This window comes from Novosphingobium panipatense, from assembly GCF_900182875.1.
Lineage (GTDB): Bacteria > Pseudomonadota > Alphaproteobacteria > Sphingomonadales > Sphingomonadaceae > Novosphingobium > Novosphingobium panipatense.
Window position 1 is genome coordinate 107,265 of record NZ_FXUI01000008.1, and the last position, 14,814, is coordinate 122,078.

13 protein-coding genes are annotated in these 14,814 nt (G+C 62.0%); 12 read left to right on the plus strand and 1 reads right to left on the minus strand.

The window, feature by feature from the left end; translation table 11 throughout:
- Nucleotides 1-14: 14 nt before the first annotated feature.
- The 6 genes from coxB (at nucleotide 15) to QOL62_RS13470 (ending at nucleotide 7,217) form a co-directional block, all read left to right on the plus strand.
- The gene (coxB, locus tag QOL62_RS13445; RefSeq protein WP_283406650.1) at nucleotides 15-974 is read left to right on the plus strand and encodes a cytochrome c oxidase subunit II; all 960 of its coding nucleotides are present in this window, start codon (nucleotides 15-17) and stop codon (nucleotides 972-974) included.
- The gene (locus QOL62_RS13450; protein ID WP_283406651.1) at nucleotides 971-3,478 is read left to right on the plus strand and encodes a cbb3-type cytochrome c oxidase subunit I; all 2,508 of its coding nucleotides are present in this window, start codon (nucleotides 971-973) and stop codon (nucleotides 3,476-3,478) included. The genes coxB and QOL62_RS13450 overlap by 4 nt, the downstream gene beginning before the upstream one ends.
- A complete protein-coding gene (locus QOL62_RS13455; RefSeq protein WP_283406652.1) occupies nucleotides 3,475-3,795 on the plus strand; it encodes a hypothetical protein in 321 nt (106 codons plus the stop codon). The genes QOL62_RS13450 and QOL62_RS13455 overlap by 4 nt, the downstream gene beginning before the upstream one ends.
- 97 nt (nucleotides 3,796-3,892) lie before the next feature.
- Entirely contained in the window at nucleotides 3,893-4,672 is a 780-nt protein-coding gene (locus tag QOL62_RS13460) for a cytochrome c oxidase assembly protein (RefSeq protein WP_283406653.1), read from the plus strand.
- An 82-nt stretch (nucleotides 4,673-4,754) separates the two neighbouring features.
- Nucleotides 4,755-5,087: a c-type cytochrome gene (locus tag QOL62_RS13465; protein WP_283406654.1), complete on the plus strand. Its 333-nt coding sequence runs from the start codon at nucleotides 4,755-4,757 to the stop codon at nucleotides 5,085-5,087.
- 345 nt (nucleotides 5,088-5,432) lie between these two features.
- Complete coding sequence (locus QOL62_RS13470) at nucleotides 5,433-7,217, plus strand: thiamine pyrophosphate-requiring protein (RefSeq protein WP_283406655.1); 1,785 nt, start codon at nucleotides 5,433-5,435, stop codon at nucleotides 7,215-7,217.
- Nucleotides 7,218-7,364: 147 nt separating this feature from the next.
- Here QOL62_RS13470 and QOL62_RS13475 read toward each other — a convergent pair whose 3' ends face one another.
- On the minus strand, nucleotides 7,365-7,643 hold the full coding sequence (locus QOL62_RS13475) for a hypothetical protein (RefSeq protein WP_283406656.1): 279 nt from the start codon (nucleotides 7,641-7,643) through the stop codon (nucleotides 7,365-7,367).
- A gap of 341 nt (nucleotides 7,644-7,984) precedes the next feature.
- Here QOL62_RS13475 and QOL62_RS13480 point away from each other — a divergent pair, with 341 nt between their 5' ends.
- The 6 genes from QOL62_RS13480 to QOL62_RS13505 all read left to right on the plus strand — a co-directional run bounded on the left by QOL62_RS13480 (nucleotide 7,985) and on the right by QOL62_RS13505 (nucleotide 14,325).
- The gene (locus QOL62_RS13480) at nucleotides 7,985-8,728 is read left to right on the plus strand and encodes a hypothetical protein (RefSeq protein WP_283406667.1); all 744 of its coding nucleotides are present in this window, start codon (nucleotides 7,985-7,987) and stop codon (nucleotides 8,726-8,728) included.
- A 1-nt stretch (nucleotide 8,729) separates the two neighbouring features.
- A complete protein-coding gene (locus QOL62_RS13485) occupies nucleotides 8,730-9,908 on the plus strand; it encodes a M48 family metallopeptidase (protein WP_283406657.1) in 1,179 nt (392 codons plus the stop codon).
- 9 nt (nucleotides 9,909-9,917) lie between these two features.
- Nucleotides 9,918-10,502, plus strand: coding sequence for a hypothetical protein (locus tag QOL62_RS13490; protein WP_283406658.1), 585 nt, complete (start codon nucleotides 9,918-9,920; stop codon nucleotides 10,500-10,502).
- A gap of 397 nt (nucleotides 10,503-10,899) precedes the next feature.
- Nucleotides 10,900-12,342: an ATPase domain-containing protein gene (locus tag QOL62_RS13495; protein WP_283406659.1), complete on the plus strand. Its 1,443-nt coding sequence runs from the start codon at nucleotides 10,900-10,902 to the stop codon at nucleotides 12,340-12,342.
- Nucleotides 12,343-12,379: 37 nt separating this feature from the next.
- Complete coding sequence (locus QOL62_RS13500) at nucleotides 12,380-12,742, plus strand: response regulator (RefSeq protein WP_103729397.1); 363 nt, start codon at nucleotides 12,380-12,382, stop codon at nucleotides 12,740-12,742.
- 5 nt (nucleotides 12,743-12,747) lie between these two features.
- A complete protein-coding gene (locus tag QOL62_RS13505; RefSeq protein WP_283406660.1) occupies nucleotides 12,748-14,325 on the plus strand; it encodes a PAS domain S-box protein in 1,578 nt (525 codons plus the stop codon).
- The last annotated feature ends 489 nt before the right edge of the window (nucleotides 14,326-14,814 follow it).

Here is a 14,814-nt window from a genome sequence, read left to right on the forward strand (position 1 = left end):
GCCTTTGGTTGCTGGTGCTGAGCGGATGCGCCGGGATCCAGTCGCCATTGTCTCCGGCAGGCGAGCAGGCCGACGCCCTGCGTTCCCTCTTCATGCTGATGATGATCGTGTGCGGCGGGGTCTATCTACTGGTGCTCGCGGGCTTGCTCTGGTCCATCCTGCGCGCACGGACCTGCCACCAAACTGGCGCCGGGGCTGGAGCCGGCGGCGACAGGCGGCTCGATCGCGGCCTCTACACCGCTGCCGGCGCGATCGTCGTCGGCTTGACCGTCCTGATCGTGGGCAGCTTCATCGCCGACCGGGCGTTGGTAGCCGCCAGGGAAGACGATGCCATGATCGTCCGGGTCACGGGTCATCAATGGTGGTGGCGCATCGAATATCGTGACCCTGCAAGCGGGCGCTGGATCGAAACGGCCAACGAACTTCACCTGCCGCTCGGCCGGACGGCGCGCGTCGAGCTTGCCTCGGGCGACGTGATCCACAGTTTCTGGGTGCCTAACGTTTCGGGCAAGATCGACATGATTCCGGGCCGTCGCAACATCATCGACCTGACCCCGCGGCGGCTCGGGTGGTTTCGTGGTCAGTGCACGGAGTTCTGCGGCACTCAGCACGCGCACATGGCTTTCGACGTGAAAGTCGACAGCCAGCCGGAGTTCGACGCATGGCTCGCCCGCCAAGGCAGCGGGGCGATGGCGGAGAAGCAGGACGGGCACGGCGCAACCATCTTCCTGCGGGCCTGCGGCTCGTGCCACACGGTGCGAGGAACGGCTGCCACCGGCAGGGCAGGCCCCGACCTCACCCATTTCGCCAGCCGCCGATCGATCGCGGCGGGAACCTTGCCCATGAGCCGGGGCGGCATACAGGGCTGGCTCGCGCAACCCCAGGCGCTGAAGCCGGGCACGTCGATGCCCGCCGTGCCTCTCCTGCCCGCTGATGCCGACGCGGTCGCCACGTATTTGGAGACTTTGCGGTGAAGCCTGACCCGTCGCTTCTGGAACATCTGGACCGGACATGGAGCGATCCGCCCGGCTTCTGGGGGTTTCTGACCACGGTCGATCACAAGCGGATCGCCGCGCGCTATATCGTGACGGCGCTCCTCCTGATGTTCCTCGCCGGCATGCTTGCGCTCGACATGCGCTGGCAGCTTTCGGTGCCGGAAAACACCCGGATGACGCCGCAGCTCTTCAACGAGAGCTTCTCACTGCACGGCTCGACCATGCTCTTTCTCGTTTCGGTCCCGCTCATGGAAGCCATGGCCTTCTGGCTGGTTCCCCTGATGCTCGGCGCGCGCAACATGGCCTTTCCCCGGCTCGGCGCTTTCAGCTTCTGGCTCTATTTCGGCGGTGTGCTCACCTTGTGGGTCGCTCATGCGATCGACATTACGCCTGACCTCGGCTGGTTTGAATATCCGCCGCTTTCCGGCCCCGCCTACTCCCCGGGGCACCGCGCCGACATCTGGGCCCAGATGATCACCTTTACCGAGGTGGCCGCGCTCGCCGCCTCGGTCAACGTGGCGGCGACGATCCTGAAGATGCGCCCGCCCGGCATGACCCTTGCCCGAATGCCGGTATTCCTCTGGGCCATGCTGATTGCTTCGATCATGACGATCTTTTCAATGCCCGCGGTAATGCTGGTGACGTCGATGCTGATCGCCGACCGCCTGGTTTCCACGCATTTCTTCTCAGTCGCAGCCGGCGGCGACGCCGTGCTGTTTCAACACCTCTTCTGGTTCTTCGGACATCCGGAAGTCTACATCATCTTCGTGCCTGCGACCGGCTTCGTCTCTTCGATCGTGGAGACCTTTTCACGCCGCCCGCTCTATGGGCACAGCGTCCTGGTTCTGGCGATCCTCTCTATCGGGGCGCTCGCCTTCGGCCTTTGGGTCCACCATATGTTTGCCGTCGGGCTTCCCCGGCTTGGCAACGACTTCTACACGGCCGCGAGCATGGCGATCGCCGTGCCGGCCGGGCTCCAGATCTTCTGCTGGATTGCGACGATCGGCACCGGGCGCACCTGGTTCCCGACACCGATGCTCTGGATAATCGGGTTTGTCGCGACTTTCGTCATCGGGGGGCTTTCAGGCGTGATGACCGCCTCGGCTGCTCTCGACCTGCAACTCACCGACACGTACTTCATCGTCGCGCACCTGCATTATGTCCTAATCGGCGGAGCGATTTTCCCGCTCTTCGGCGCGTTCTGCTACTGGTATCCCAAAGCGACCGGGCGGTTGATGTCGGAGCGCTGGGGCAAGGTCGCCTTCGTCCTCATCGTCGGCGGGTTCAACCTCGGGTTCTTTCCGATGCATCTGCTCGGGCTGGAGGGAATGCCGCGGCGGGTCTATACCTACCCGGCCGACATGGGCTGGGAGACGCTGAACCAGATCGCCACCGCCGGTAGCGCGATCGCCGTCACAGGCGGGCTCGTCTTCGTCGCCAACGCGCTTTGCAGCTACTGGCGCGGCAGGCCTGCTGGCGCGGATCCATGGGGCGGCTCCACCCTCGAATGGGGCGACTGCTTCGCCGCCTCCTGCTTACAACATCGCTTTCACGCCCCACGTCGAGAGCCTCACGCCGATGTGGAACGGCGGGGCTCCTCTGAAGGCCTTGGAAGGCATGGCAATCGACAAACGCGAAGTGCTCGTCTCTTCGGTAACGGACGCGCAGCCACTTTATCGACAGAAGAGCGCTGCGCCCTCGATCTGGCCGCTCGTGGCGGCGCTCGCCGTTTCGGCCATGTTCATCGGCAGCATCTTCACACCCTGGGCGATCCCGATCGGCGCGCTTCCCATAGGAGCGGCGTTGACAGGATGGTTCTGGCCGAGCCGCCCACGCGCGAAAATAGGACCGCTGGAGACTACGCCATGAGCGGACCGCGCGAATTCGAGACCGTCGGCACCCTCTCCAACCTGCCCGCCAGCGCCAGCGGTCCGCGCCACCTCGTCTGGTGGGGCAATATCGGCTTCATGGTCATCGAAGGCACGGGCTTCCTGCTCGCGGCGGCCGTCTACCTCTACCTCATGACCCAGGCGTCAGTCTGGCCACCGGCAGGCGATCAATTGCCCGGCCTGCTGTGGAGCGGCATCTTCACCGCGGGCCTCCTGCTGAGCGAGATACCCAATCTCTGGGTGCTGCGCTGCGCGCGTGCGAAGGATCTGGCGGGCGTCCGCTGGGGAACGCTTGCAATGGCGGTGATCGCGCTTCTGCTGTTCGTGCCCCGCGGCTTCGAGTTCGCACATCTCGGCGTGCCCTGGCATCAGGACGCCTATGGTTCGGCAATCTGGCTTCTGCTCGTTTTGCACACGGTCCATGTTGTCACCGACTGGGCTGACACCGCCGTTCTGGGCGCATGGCTTTTCACGCACGAGGTGGGCGATGATCAGTTCGCCGATGTCGAGGACAACTCCAATTACTGGACTTTTGTGGTCCTCTGCTGGCTGCCGGTCTACCTCCTCGTTTACTGGTTGCCGAGAGCATCATGAGCAGGCGCCTTTCCATCCGGGCACGCGTCTGGCTGGCGCTGACATTGCCGCCACTAAGCTGGTTCGCTTTCGAGCAGGGGCTGTCGGCGCTCCTCCACCTCCGCTGCAACGCCACGTCGCTCGGCATCGCCTGGGGCCTTGCCAGCATCCTGCTGTGCAGTCTCGCGGCGCGGATCGCGTGGCCTTTGCACCAGCGCCGGGGTCCCCTCGCCAGTGCCTGGCTTGCCCGGCTCGCTCTGGCCGTTGCCGCGATCTTTGCGCTGGCAATCCTGTTCCAGACGCTGGCCTTGTCGATCGTCCCGCCATGCGTCGGCTGACCGCCGGGTTTGCCCGCTGCCTCGCCTTGTGCCTTGCTACCTGGTCGTTCCCGGGCCTGGCTCACGACACCGGCATCGCCCATGACGAACCGCCGGGATGGACGCTGGATCCGTGGATCACGGTTCCGCTTCTGCTGACGCTCGTACTGTTCGGGGTGGGTGCAAGCCGGCTTTCGCGTCGCTCCGGCCGCGGGTCAGCCGCACTCGCCCGGCGAGTCCGCTTCTTCGTTGTCGGCTGGCTCTGCTCACCGTCGCGCTGGTTTCGCCTCTGCACCAGGCCGGTGAACGTTCGTTTGGCGCGCATATGTTCGAGCACGAAGTCATCATGCTTGCCGCTGCGCCGCTCCTGATCCTGGCGGAACCTTTGGCCATTATGCTCTGGGGCCTGCCGGTCCGCTACCGACACGTTTTCGGCGCATGGAGCCGCGCGGCCCCGGTACGGCGAAGCTGGCGCTTTCTGGTGGAGCCCGTCACGGCAACCTTGCTGCAAGCTGCTGTGCTCTGGGTCTGGCATGCGCCGGCGCTCTTCGATCTTGCCTTGGCCCATGAGGGCTGGCACGCCGCGCAGCACCTCTCCTTTCTTGTGAGCGCGCTGCTGTTCTGGACCGCGATGCTCAGCCGGAGGACCAATCCGGCGCTCGCGGCACTGTGTCTGGTCGTCACCTCCATCGTGTCCGGTGCGCTTGGAGCCCTCATGGCATTCGCGACGAGCCCGTGGTACGAAGGCTATGAACGCCTCGGCCTCGCTCCTTTCGGTATGACACCGGCCGAGGACCAGCAGTTGGCCGGCCTTCTCATGTGGGTGCCGGGGGGCCTCGTCCACGCCGGTGCAGCGCTGCTTGTCGTGCGTCAGGTCTTGCGCTCTGCTCATGTCTAGGCGCCCCATCCCCGCCAGCCTTCGCTGGCTCGCTTTTCTCGTCGCACTCTGCATCGCTGTAGCTGCGGGCACAGGCGCCATGATGTACGTCGAAACCCAAGACCAGCGCCGGATCCAGGCCGAAATGGTGAGCCGGGGCGACTGGCAACGGGGACGATCGTCGATCAAACGCTACGGATGCGGTAGCTGTCACGTCATTCCCGGCATCGACGGTGCGGTGGGCAAAGTCGGTCCCGATCTGACTCATGTCGGCCAACGCGCAGCTATCGCGGGTTCTCAGCCGAACACGCCCAAAACCCTGGCGCTATGGCTGATGCATCCACAGGCGCTTCGCCCCGGCAGCGGCATGCCCGAACAAGGCATTACGCCGCAACAGGCGCGCGACATCTCGGCATACCTTTACGCACAAAAATGAAGACCCACGTTGCGGGCTATCAGGAATTTTCAGACACCGAAGAGCCAGGCGGAGTTGATGCTGTTCCCTGGGGGACGGCACACTGGAATGGGGCCAGGCGTGCGCGGTCAGCAAGCGGGTTCAACGATCCCGACCTCGCCGGTCGTGCCGATGATCCAGCCTCAGAATCCGGGCAGCTTGCCCGGGCATCGAAGGACTGATGGCATGCTCCGACATGCGCCATCTCCGGCGGCGTCAGGAACCCCCGCGCAAACGGCAACGTTAACTGGCGAGTAAAGCGCTCGGACAATGTCGGGCGAAGGCACCGGTGCGCCTGTTTCGGGTGCCGAACCCACGGAGTGCGGCATGACTCAAATGACGAGTGACTTCTTCGTCCAGCGCCTGAAGGACTGGGGCGTCAAACGCATATACGGTTATTCGGGCGACGGCATCAACGGTGTCCTCGGCGCGCTGCAGCGGGCAGAGAAAGCGGGAGCGGGCATCGAGTTCATTCAGGTCAGGCATGAAGAGATGGCCGCCTTCATGGCCGTGGCGCACGCCAAATTCACGGGCGAGCTTGGAGTCTGCCTCTCGACGGGTGGCCCCGGGGCCACCCATCTTCTCACCGGGCTTTACGATGCCAAGCTGGACCATGCCCCCGTGCTCGCCATCGCTGGCCAGGCCGAAAGTACGGTACGGGGCGGGAGCTACCAGCAGGAGCTTAATCTGGACCGGATCTTCGCCGATGTGGCCGGTTATGTGCAGGAGGTATCGGCACCGGCGCAGACCCGCCATGTCACGGATCGCGCGATCCGCGTCGCTATCGCCGGCAACGATGTTTCAGTCATCGTGCTTCCCAAGGATGTGCAGGATACTAAGTACGAAGATCCGGCGCAGGCGCATGGCTTCACACGCTCCGGCACCGGGTATGCGCGGCCGTCGGTCACGCCTCGCCGGGCGGATCTCGAGCGCGCAGCCGAGATCCTCAACAGCGGCAGCAAGGTCGCTATCCTGATCGGCGCCGGTGCACGGGGCGCCGCGACGCAGGTCATCGAAGCAGCCGAAGTGCTCGGAGCGGGTGTCGCCAAGGCGCTTCTTGGCAAGGATGTGCTTCCCGACGATCTCCCGTTCGTCACCGGATCCATCGGCCTATTGGGAACAAAACCGTCGTCCGACCTCATGCGCGACTGCGATACTCTGCTCATGATCGGCACAGGGTTCCCCTGGGCCGAGTTCCTGCCCAAGGATGGCCAGGTCCGGGCCGTCCAGATCGACCTCGACGCCGCCATGCTGGGCCTGCGCTATCCAGTCGACGTGAACCTGCACGGGGATGCGACCGACACGCTAAGGGCCTTGCTGCCCTTGCTGCAGCGGAAGACCGAGCGCAGCTGGCGTGAGGGCATCGAGCAGGAAGTCGCGAAATGGTGGCAGACGCTAGAACAACGCGCGATGGCGAAGGCCAACCCCGTTAACCCCCAGAGGGTCGTATGGGAGATGTCGCCGCGCTTGCCCCCCGATGCCATCGTGACCTCTGACTCCGGCTCGTGCGCTAACTGGTATGCGCGCGATTACCGGGTCAAAGCCGGGCAGCGCGCGTCGCTGTCGGGCGGCCTTGCTTCGATGGGGGCGGCGGTTCCCTATGCGATCGCCGCCAAGTTCGCCCATCCCCAACGACCGGTCGTGGCGTTGGTCGGTGACGGCGCGATGCAGATGAACAACCTGGCTGAACTTATCACGGTGCAGAAGTATTGGCGTGAGTGGAGCGACCCACGCCTGATCGTCTGCGTGTTCAACAACGGCGACCTGAACGAGGTCACCTGGGAGCAGCGCGTGATGGAGGGCAACCCACGTTTCCCGACCACGCAGGACATCCCCGATGTGCCTTACGCGCGCTTCGCCGAATTGATGGGTCTGGGAAGCATATTCATCGATGATCCGGAACAGTTAGGTGCCGCTTGGGACACGGCGCTCGCGGCGGATCGCCCGACGCTTATCGAGGTCAAGACGGACCCGGAAGTCGCGCCATTCCCACCGCACCTCACGCTGGAGCAGGCGAAGGCGTTCATGACTTCCATGGTGAAAGGCGACAAGGGTGCCGGCGCGGTGCTCGCCGACACCGCGCGTCAGATTCTGAAAGGGATCACGCCCTGACCCGCGCTATACACGTCAATGGTGCATCTCTGCGCGTTGAGGCGATAAGGCGAGCATGAGGGTTGCCCTCGCAGCTCTCTCTGTCACCGGTATCGCTGAGGACTGGCCGTTCATGCGCTGCTGCTGGATGGTGCGGGCGACGGGCACCTAGAAGGTTGCCGGGTTGCCTCCGGTCTCGCCCAATTTCACATCGAGGATGAGATTGTAGGCTTTGACGAGATCCGCAGGGGTGTTCAGCGGCAGTTTGATGTAGGCGCTTCGCAGTGCCGTTTCCAACTCGGCTGGCGAAACAGGTAAATCCAGCATGGCCGTCAGGGCTGCGAACAGCTCGCTGGTGTCGTTGATCGGCAGGCTGATGCCCGCTGCCTCGGTTGCGCGGACAGCATCCGCTTCGGTGAAGTCTCTGGGGTTGTCGTTGTTCGTCATGAAGAGACGCTATCGCACCTCCGCCCGCGCGCCAAGGCTTCTGCCAAGTCCTAGCGACGATCCGACCGCTGCAAGGCGCCATCCCGCGCTGGCGGAAAGGGTTCGAGGTCGATCAGGCCGCACAGCTTCGCTTGCCTCCATCGCTCACTTCGATGAAATCACAACGAGGCCCTCAGCACCACCGGTAAATCAGAGGGAACGCGTATGGTCTGCAGCGCGTAGAGGCTCGCATTCGCCACCGATATGTGATCGTACGGGATGAACAATCTTTAACACCATAAACTGACACTTCCCTCTCTCCGAAAAACGCGATACGCCCCAAGCATTCAATGAGGGGGCTCATGAAAACTGCAAATTGTTTGCGCGCCGCTGTGCTTGCGGCGTCTTTGTGCGTGTCGGCTCCGGCAATCGCGCAAGAAAAGACTGGAAACAAGGAAGGCTTCTCGTTGAAGCCGGGTACGGTACGTATCGTGCTGATGCGGCCGGTCGTTGATGTGGGCGAACAATCCACCGGCGGTATGTTTGAACCGAACGCCGACTGGACGACGCAAGCACGCGGATACCTTGCGACCGCTCTTGGTCAGGCCCAGTCAAAGCTCGGAAATGTGGTCGTTGAATACTCGGACCAGTCCACCGGCGATGGCCCACTGGTGACTCAGTACTCTCACCTTTTCAATTCCGTCGCTGACTCGGTCATCGAATATCAGTTTTTCCCAGGCAACCGGCTGCCGACCAAGAAGCGCGGCAAGAGCTTCGAGTGGGGCATGGGAGACGGCCTTTCGCGCCTGACATCCCTGAAGGGGGCTGACTATGCGCTGTTTATCTCCACGCATGACGAGTACGGTTCCACTGGCCGTAAAGTCCTGCAGATCGTGGGTATGCTCGGCGGTGTCGGCGTTACTTCCGGCGTTCACCAGGGCTACGCCGGGCTTGTGGATCTCAAGACCGGCGAACTGGTCTGGCTCAATGCCGACCGGCAGATGGGTGGAGATGTCCGTACACTTGAGGGCGCGCAAAAGCGCGTCACGCAGTTGCTTGAAGGCTTCCCCGGCCGACCGGTCGAAGTCGCCGCTGCGGGCAACTGACATGCGCCGCTCCCTCGCGCTGCTGGCCAGCGCGCTGATCGCCTGTGCGGGATCGGCGGCGCATGCTGTCGATCCTACGCTGGCCCTGCCCACCTACACGGCCGCGTACGAGCCGACGAATGTCGATGAACGCGGCTTGTGGATGCAGGCCGACGAGGCTGAACGCCGGATGCGTGACAGCCCCTTGCGCATCCGCGACGGCAACCTGGAAAAGTATCTGCTCGGCGTGCTTTGCCGGGAGGTCGGCCAGGAGCGTTGCGCAGGCGTGCGGCTCTACGCCATGGAAGATCCGCAGTTCAACGCGTCGATGATGCCCAACGGCGCGATGTTCGTTCAATCCGGCTTCCTCCTTCGGGTTCGCAACGAAGGCGAACTCGCCGCTGTCCTTGGACACGAGTTCGCCCATTTTGAACTTCGCCACGGTCTGAACGGCTTCAAGAACAGGCGCACCGGAACGGATGTCATGGCCTGGGTAACGGTACTCGGCGGCCTTTCCAACACACCGACCGGAAACGCTCAGCTATCGCTGGTCGGCTCCATCTTTCGCTTCAACCGCGATCAGGAGACGGCCGCGGACCTTCTGGGCCTCAAGTACATCGCACAATCTGGCTACCCCGCCCATTCAGCTTCCGAAATCTGGAAATCGCTGATGGCGGAACAGGAAGCCACGGCGCGCGGGCGCAAGCTGAAGGCAAAGCAGCACTTCACCGCAGGCTTCTTCGACACGCATCCGACCCCGCTCAGCCGCGCGGTGTATCTGGCCCAGGAGGCCGACAAGCTTCCGGCCGGAGGTGACCCGCGCAAGCAGGAGCTTCAGGACGCGCTTGCACCTTACCTGCCGCGCTTCCTGGCGGCGCAGAACAAGCTCAACGATTTCGGTGGCACGGACTACATCCTGTCGAACCTGGCAGCCCGCTCCGGCTGGACCTCGGACCTTCTGTTTGCGCGGGGCGAGCTTTATCGCGCCCGAGCGAACCCGCGCGACCTGCAGCTTGCCAGCCAGTTCTATCGCGAAGCCAAAGCCGCCGGCTACGCGGCGCCGGACCTGGACCGCAATCTCGGCCTCGCGCTGATCCGCAATGGTCAGGTCGAGGAAGGCCGCGCCGCACTCTCCGCTTACCTGATGGCAGCGCCTGAGGCTTCGGACGCGGCGATCATCCACACCCTTATGGCGAACTGAGGTCATCCCATGTCGCGCTTCACCATTTCCATCATCGCTCTTCTCGCCGCCTGCTCAACGCCGGCCTTTGCAAACTCGCTGATCGGCCCTGGCCCTCGGGCAGGCATCGCCAAGTCACGCATCTCCGCTTCGCCCGCAGGCGAGTGGAACAAGCTCAGCCTCAGCGGGGGCAAGAACGTCGAAGTCTGGACGCTTGACGGCGACTCGCTGAACAAGGTCACATTCTTCGGCGGGATCGCCGCAGGCCAGCCGCTGCTGCGCGAGCGTGACAAGAAGAATAGCCCCCTCCCCAAGGTGGCCAGCAACATGCTTGTCACCGACATACCGACGCTTCTCGAGACGACCTACCGCAGCCAGTATGCCGTCAACCAGATGGCGATCGACACCCAGGCTCCGGCACAACTGGGCGGGCACGCCGGCATCCGGTTCACCTACAACTTCACGAAGTCGGACGACGTGCGCCGCCAGGGCGAGGCTTTCGGTGCCATGGTCAATGGTCAGTTGTACCTCGTCGCCTACGAGGCGCCCCAGATCTACTTCTTCGACAGGGACATCGAGAAGTTCCGTACGCTGGCCACCTCCATCAAACTTTGATCGACCGAAAATACGAAGGCTAGTTGTGTCTGCACCCACGTGAAGCTGCGGTGGGGTGGCTGGCCAAGCGGGCGGGCAATCGAACGGTTGCCCGCCCGGCAAGCACAGAGAAGGTCGAATCCGATAGGTAGTGCTGTTCGACACCTCGGCGCTCGCGACAGCGGGGGTTCCCCGGCGCGAAATTCGGAGCGACCGCTTCGCCCGCACCATCCGCTCTTTCTCTTCCTTACCCTTGATGCCGCTTCTCTTCCGGGCCGGATAGCACAAGCCCTCTTCTAGACCTCCTCACGCGTTCAACAGGGTGTTAAAAAATCGACTAGCCATCCTGACGGTGGCACTGCGGGCTGCTATCAACGCAAACGGCCTCTTGGCCAATACGCGCTGATGAGGCTAATTTGTGACGCAGATCCTTCCCCGCTTCTCGACCGGGATCCCTGGCCTGGACACCGTTTTTGGCGGTGGTTTCGTCGAGGGTGCTTCCTACATTGTCCAAGGTCATCCTGGCGCTGGCAAGACAATCCTGGCAAATCAGATCGCCTTTGCGACGGCCGCGGCCGGCAAGAACGTGCTTTATGTCACCCTGCTCGCCGAGACGCACGATCGCCTCTTCCAGTCGCTCTCCACACTAAGCTTCTTCGAAAAGGAGAGGCTTGGCAGCAACATCGTCTATGTCAGCGTTTTCCAGACCCTCAGCAAGGAAGGCCTGGGGGCGGTCGTGGACTTGCTGCGTAAGGAGACCAAGCGTCAAAGTGCTTCGCTGATCGTGTTCGATGGGCTGCTCAATGCCCGCGACCGTGCGGAGACGGACCTCGACGTCAAAACATTCGTAGCCGAAGTGCAAAGCCAGGCAGCGTTTGTGGGTTGCACTGTCCTGTTTCTCACCAGCGCTGGCGTGCAAGATGAGAGTCCCGAGCACACGATGGTGGATGGTGTGCTGGAGCTCCATGAGGAACTCGTTGGCGTCCGCACCGTACGCCGCCTTCGTCCCCGCAAATCGCGGGGCAGCGCTGCTCTGGGCGGATATCATCAGTATGAAATCTCTGGTGACGGCGTGAGTGTTTTCCCGCGGATCGAAGCGGCCTTCCACACGCCGTCAGCGACCGACAATCCAGACCCGAGACCCCTCCGTTCCGGGATAGAGGGTTTCGATGAAATTACCGGCGGAGGACTTCCGCAAGGATCGATCACCCTGCTCATAGGACCCTCGGGCTGTGGTAAGACGTCCTTCGGCCTGAATTTCCTTTCGGCCGCCTCCCAGGAGGAGCCTGGTCTTCATTTTGGCTTCTACGAGTCCCGCGATCGTTTGTTGATCAAAGCGAAAGCGTTGGGTCTTGACCTCCAGGGACATATCGAACGGGGAGAAGTCGATATCCTGTGGCAACCTCTTACCGAAAATCTTCTCGACAAGCTGGCCTATCGACTCTTTGATGCCGTTTCGGCCCGGGGCGTGAAGCGGCTTTTCATCGACTCCCTCGGCGGATTCGAGCGTGCAGCCGTTCATCCTCGTCGTTTGGTGGAATTCTTTGCGGCATTGACGAACGAATTGCGGGCGATGGGTGTTACCGCTGTGGGCACGTGGGAATTGCGTGACCTTTTCGCGTCCGGGGTAGCAGCGCCTGGACCGGAAATCTCCAGTCTGCTCGATAATCTTATCATGATGCGCCAAGTTGAAATCCGGTCAGAATACAAACGCGTGATGTCCGTCCTGAAGATCCGTGACCAGTCGTTCCAGGCTGCTCCTCAGGAAATTCATATCGACGGACGTGGCCTTGCGATCAAAGGACCGTTTCAACCAGCCACCGGCATCTCGACCGGACTGGCCAAGCCCCTCGAAGCTTAACGGCTCTCATGGATAGAGTCCCCCGGTGGAGTTCTCCATGAAGATAGTCGTTGCCGAAGACGAGTTCCTGATTGCCGACTTGCTGGTGGTCAGCTTGGAAGAGGCTGGGCATGAGGTGCATGATGCCGCGCACGGGGCGGACGCGCTGAAGCTGGTCCGCAGCCTTCAACCCGATCTGGTCATCACTGATTTCATGATGCCATTGATGACGGGTCTTGAACTGGCCGAAGCGATGAAAGCGGACAGCGCTCTACAGGCCATTCCCATCATTCTTGTAAGCGGCGCGCAGGGCGCCATAGCAAGGTCGCGTGCTGATCTCTTTGACCTGGTTTTCGACAAACCTTATGCAATGGAGAGATTGCTGACTGCTGTTTCTGAACTCCGCGGGGAAAGGCTTTAGCCTTGATGGCTGCGAATGATGCTACGCATGTGGACGCAGAGCACGGACTTAAGAAGCGAGGCGCTTTGGGCGCTGCCGATCGACTGTCCGCTATCATCGAATCTTCCGACGACGTGATCATCGGCAAAACGCTCGACGGCATCATCACGGATTGGAATGCCGGCGCCGAGCGTGTTTTCGGCTACGCTCCTGAAGAAATAATGGGCGCTTCGATCTTGACCCTGATCCCGCAAGATCGCCGGGCTGAAGAAGACGAAATCATTGCACGGCTGAAAAACGGCGAACGAATCTCGGATTTCGAGACCTTGCGGCAGCGCAAGGACGGTAGCCTCATCCATATTTCCCTTACCGTATCTCCAATCCGGTCAGCGGACGGTATGGTGATTAACGCATCCCAAACAGCCCGAGACATTACCGCGCGCAAACAGACCGAGACGTTGCTTGCGCAACAATCCGAGCGCCTTCAGACCCTTTACCGCGTCGCCAGTGAAATCTCCCGTGATCTCGATCTTGATCGGATCGTGCAGTCAGTGACTGACATCGGCACCGAACTGAGCGGGGCGAAGTTCGGGGCGTTCTTCTACAATGTCACGAACGCGGCTGGGGAATCCTACCAGCTCTATACCCTTTCGGGCGCAGCACGAGAGGCTTTCAATTTTGGAATGCCTCGGAACACCGCAGTTTTCGCTCCTACCTTCGCAGGTGAAGGCGTAATCCGATCGGACGACATCCGGACCGATCCGCGCTATGGGCATAGTGCACCGCATTATGGTATGCCGCCGGGACATCTTCCCGTCGTCAGTTATCTCGCGGTGCCTGTGACCTCCGTGTCGGGCGAAGTGCTGGGCGGGCTGTTTTTCGCACATGATGAACCCGGTAAGTTCACGGCCGACACGGAAAACCTTGTCTCCGCCATCGCCGCCCAGACAGCTGTCGCCATGGACAACGCGCGGCTGCATAAAGCCGCCCAGCAGGAAATTGAGCAACGACGGCGAGCGGAGGAGTCAAAGGAACTTCTTCTTCACGAACTGAAGCATCGGGTCAAAAACACGCTGGCGACGATCCAGGCGGTGGCCATGCAGACGTTTCGCCAGGCCCCTCGATCGGAACTGAAAGCATTTGATGCTCGGCTCTTTGCGCTGTCTGAGGCCCATGATCTGCTCACGCAGCGGGATTGGAAGATGGTCGACGTCACGCATATCGTGCAGCGCGCCGTGGCGCCGTTTGCAGCCGAGGCCGATCGTCGGTTCGAAATAAATGGATGCGAGGTGCAAATATCCTCTGACCGCGCACTACAACTCGCGATGGTTCTCCACGAACTGGCAACAAATGCTGTAAAATACGGGGCTCTTTCCACCCCGACTGGAACAGTGAAGATCGAGTGGGAACTTCCAGAACAGGCAGGAGGCCCGCGCCTTGAACTGCGTTGGACCGAGACAGGCGGCCCAGCTACATCACCACCGGCGCGAAAGGGATTCGGCTCTCGCATGATCGCGCGCGCCCTTCGGGGTGAGGGCAACGGCGCTGAGTTCGATTTCCGGCCCGAAGGCCTCTACGTCTGCCTCAGGCTCTCTCTCACGTAGCGTCGCCTGCGGGACGGTCGCGCGGAAGTGTTCGGTACCAACTAAGGTCACACAAGGCGATCGCTCCTGTTCGCGAATTGGCGGCAATGAGGATGACGATAAGCCCCAGGCTGGCGAAGGCGATGCGGCGCCAGTATGCGCCCGGACGCGGGCAGACCCTGGCTGTCGGTCCGCTGAAAGGCCTTGTCACTCAGCTTGATGGCGCGGATTTTTTGCCTCACTCGACATCGTCATCTCCGAGGCCACGTTTTTCAGCGCCGAGCCCACAAATCAGAAGCACATGGGTGTGGGAGGCCCGTGGAAAACTGTGATCCCCGAGCCTGCTAAACATCAATTCTTCAGAGGGAAAGTGTCTATCCGAGTGGACGTCTGTGGCCCCTCGTGGAGGGGCCTCTGGCGGAGAGGGTGGGAAGCCGTTCAACGCCATAAAACCCGCTGATATCGCGTGCTATTTCGAGGTTCATTGATAGCAGATTGTCGCACTGAAGT

Coding starts and splice junctions, on each gene's coding strand:
- QOL62_RS13455 (WP_283406652.1), top strand. CDS start 3,475: ATGAGCAGGCGCCTTTCCATCCGGGCACGCGTCTGGCTGGCGCTGACA.
- QOL62_RS13460 (WP_283406653.1), top strand. CDS start 3,893: ATGGACGCTGGATCCGTGGATCACGGTTCCGCTTCTGCTGACGCTCGT.
- QOL62_RS13465 (WP_283406654.1), top strand. CDS start 4,755: ATGTACGTCGAAACCCAAGACCAGCGCCGGATCCAGGCCGAAATGGTG.
- QOL62_RS13470 (WP_283406655.1), top strand. CDS start 5,433: ATGACTCAAATGACGAGTGACTTCTTCGTCCAGCGCCTGAAGGACTGG.
- QOL62_RS13475 (WP_283406656.1), bottom strand. CDS start 7,643: ATGACGAACAACGACAACCCCAGAGACTTCACCGAAGCGGATGCTGTC.
- QOL62_RS13480 (WP_283406667.1), top strand. CDS start 7,985: ATGAAAACTGCAAATTGTTTGCGCGCCGCTGTGCTTGCGGCGTCTTTG.
- QOL62_RS13485 (WP_283406657.1), top strand. CDS start 8,730: ATGCGCCGCTCCCTCGCGCTGCTGGCCAGCGCGCTGATCGCCTGTGCG.
- QOL62_RS13490 (WP_283406658.1), top strand. CDS start 9,918: ATGTCGCGCTTCACCATTTCCATCATCGCTCTTCTCGCCGCCTGCTCA.
- QOL62_RS13500 (WP_103729397.1), top strand. CDS start 12,380: ATGAAGATAGTCGTTGCCGAAGACGAGTTCCTGATTGCCGACTTGCTG.
- QOL62_RS13505 (WP_283406660.1), top strand. CDS start 12,748: ATGGCTGCGAATGATGCTACGCATGTGGACGCAGAGCACGGACTTAAG.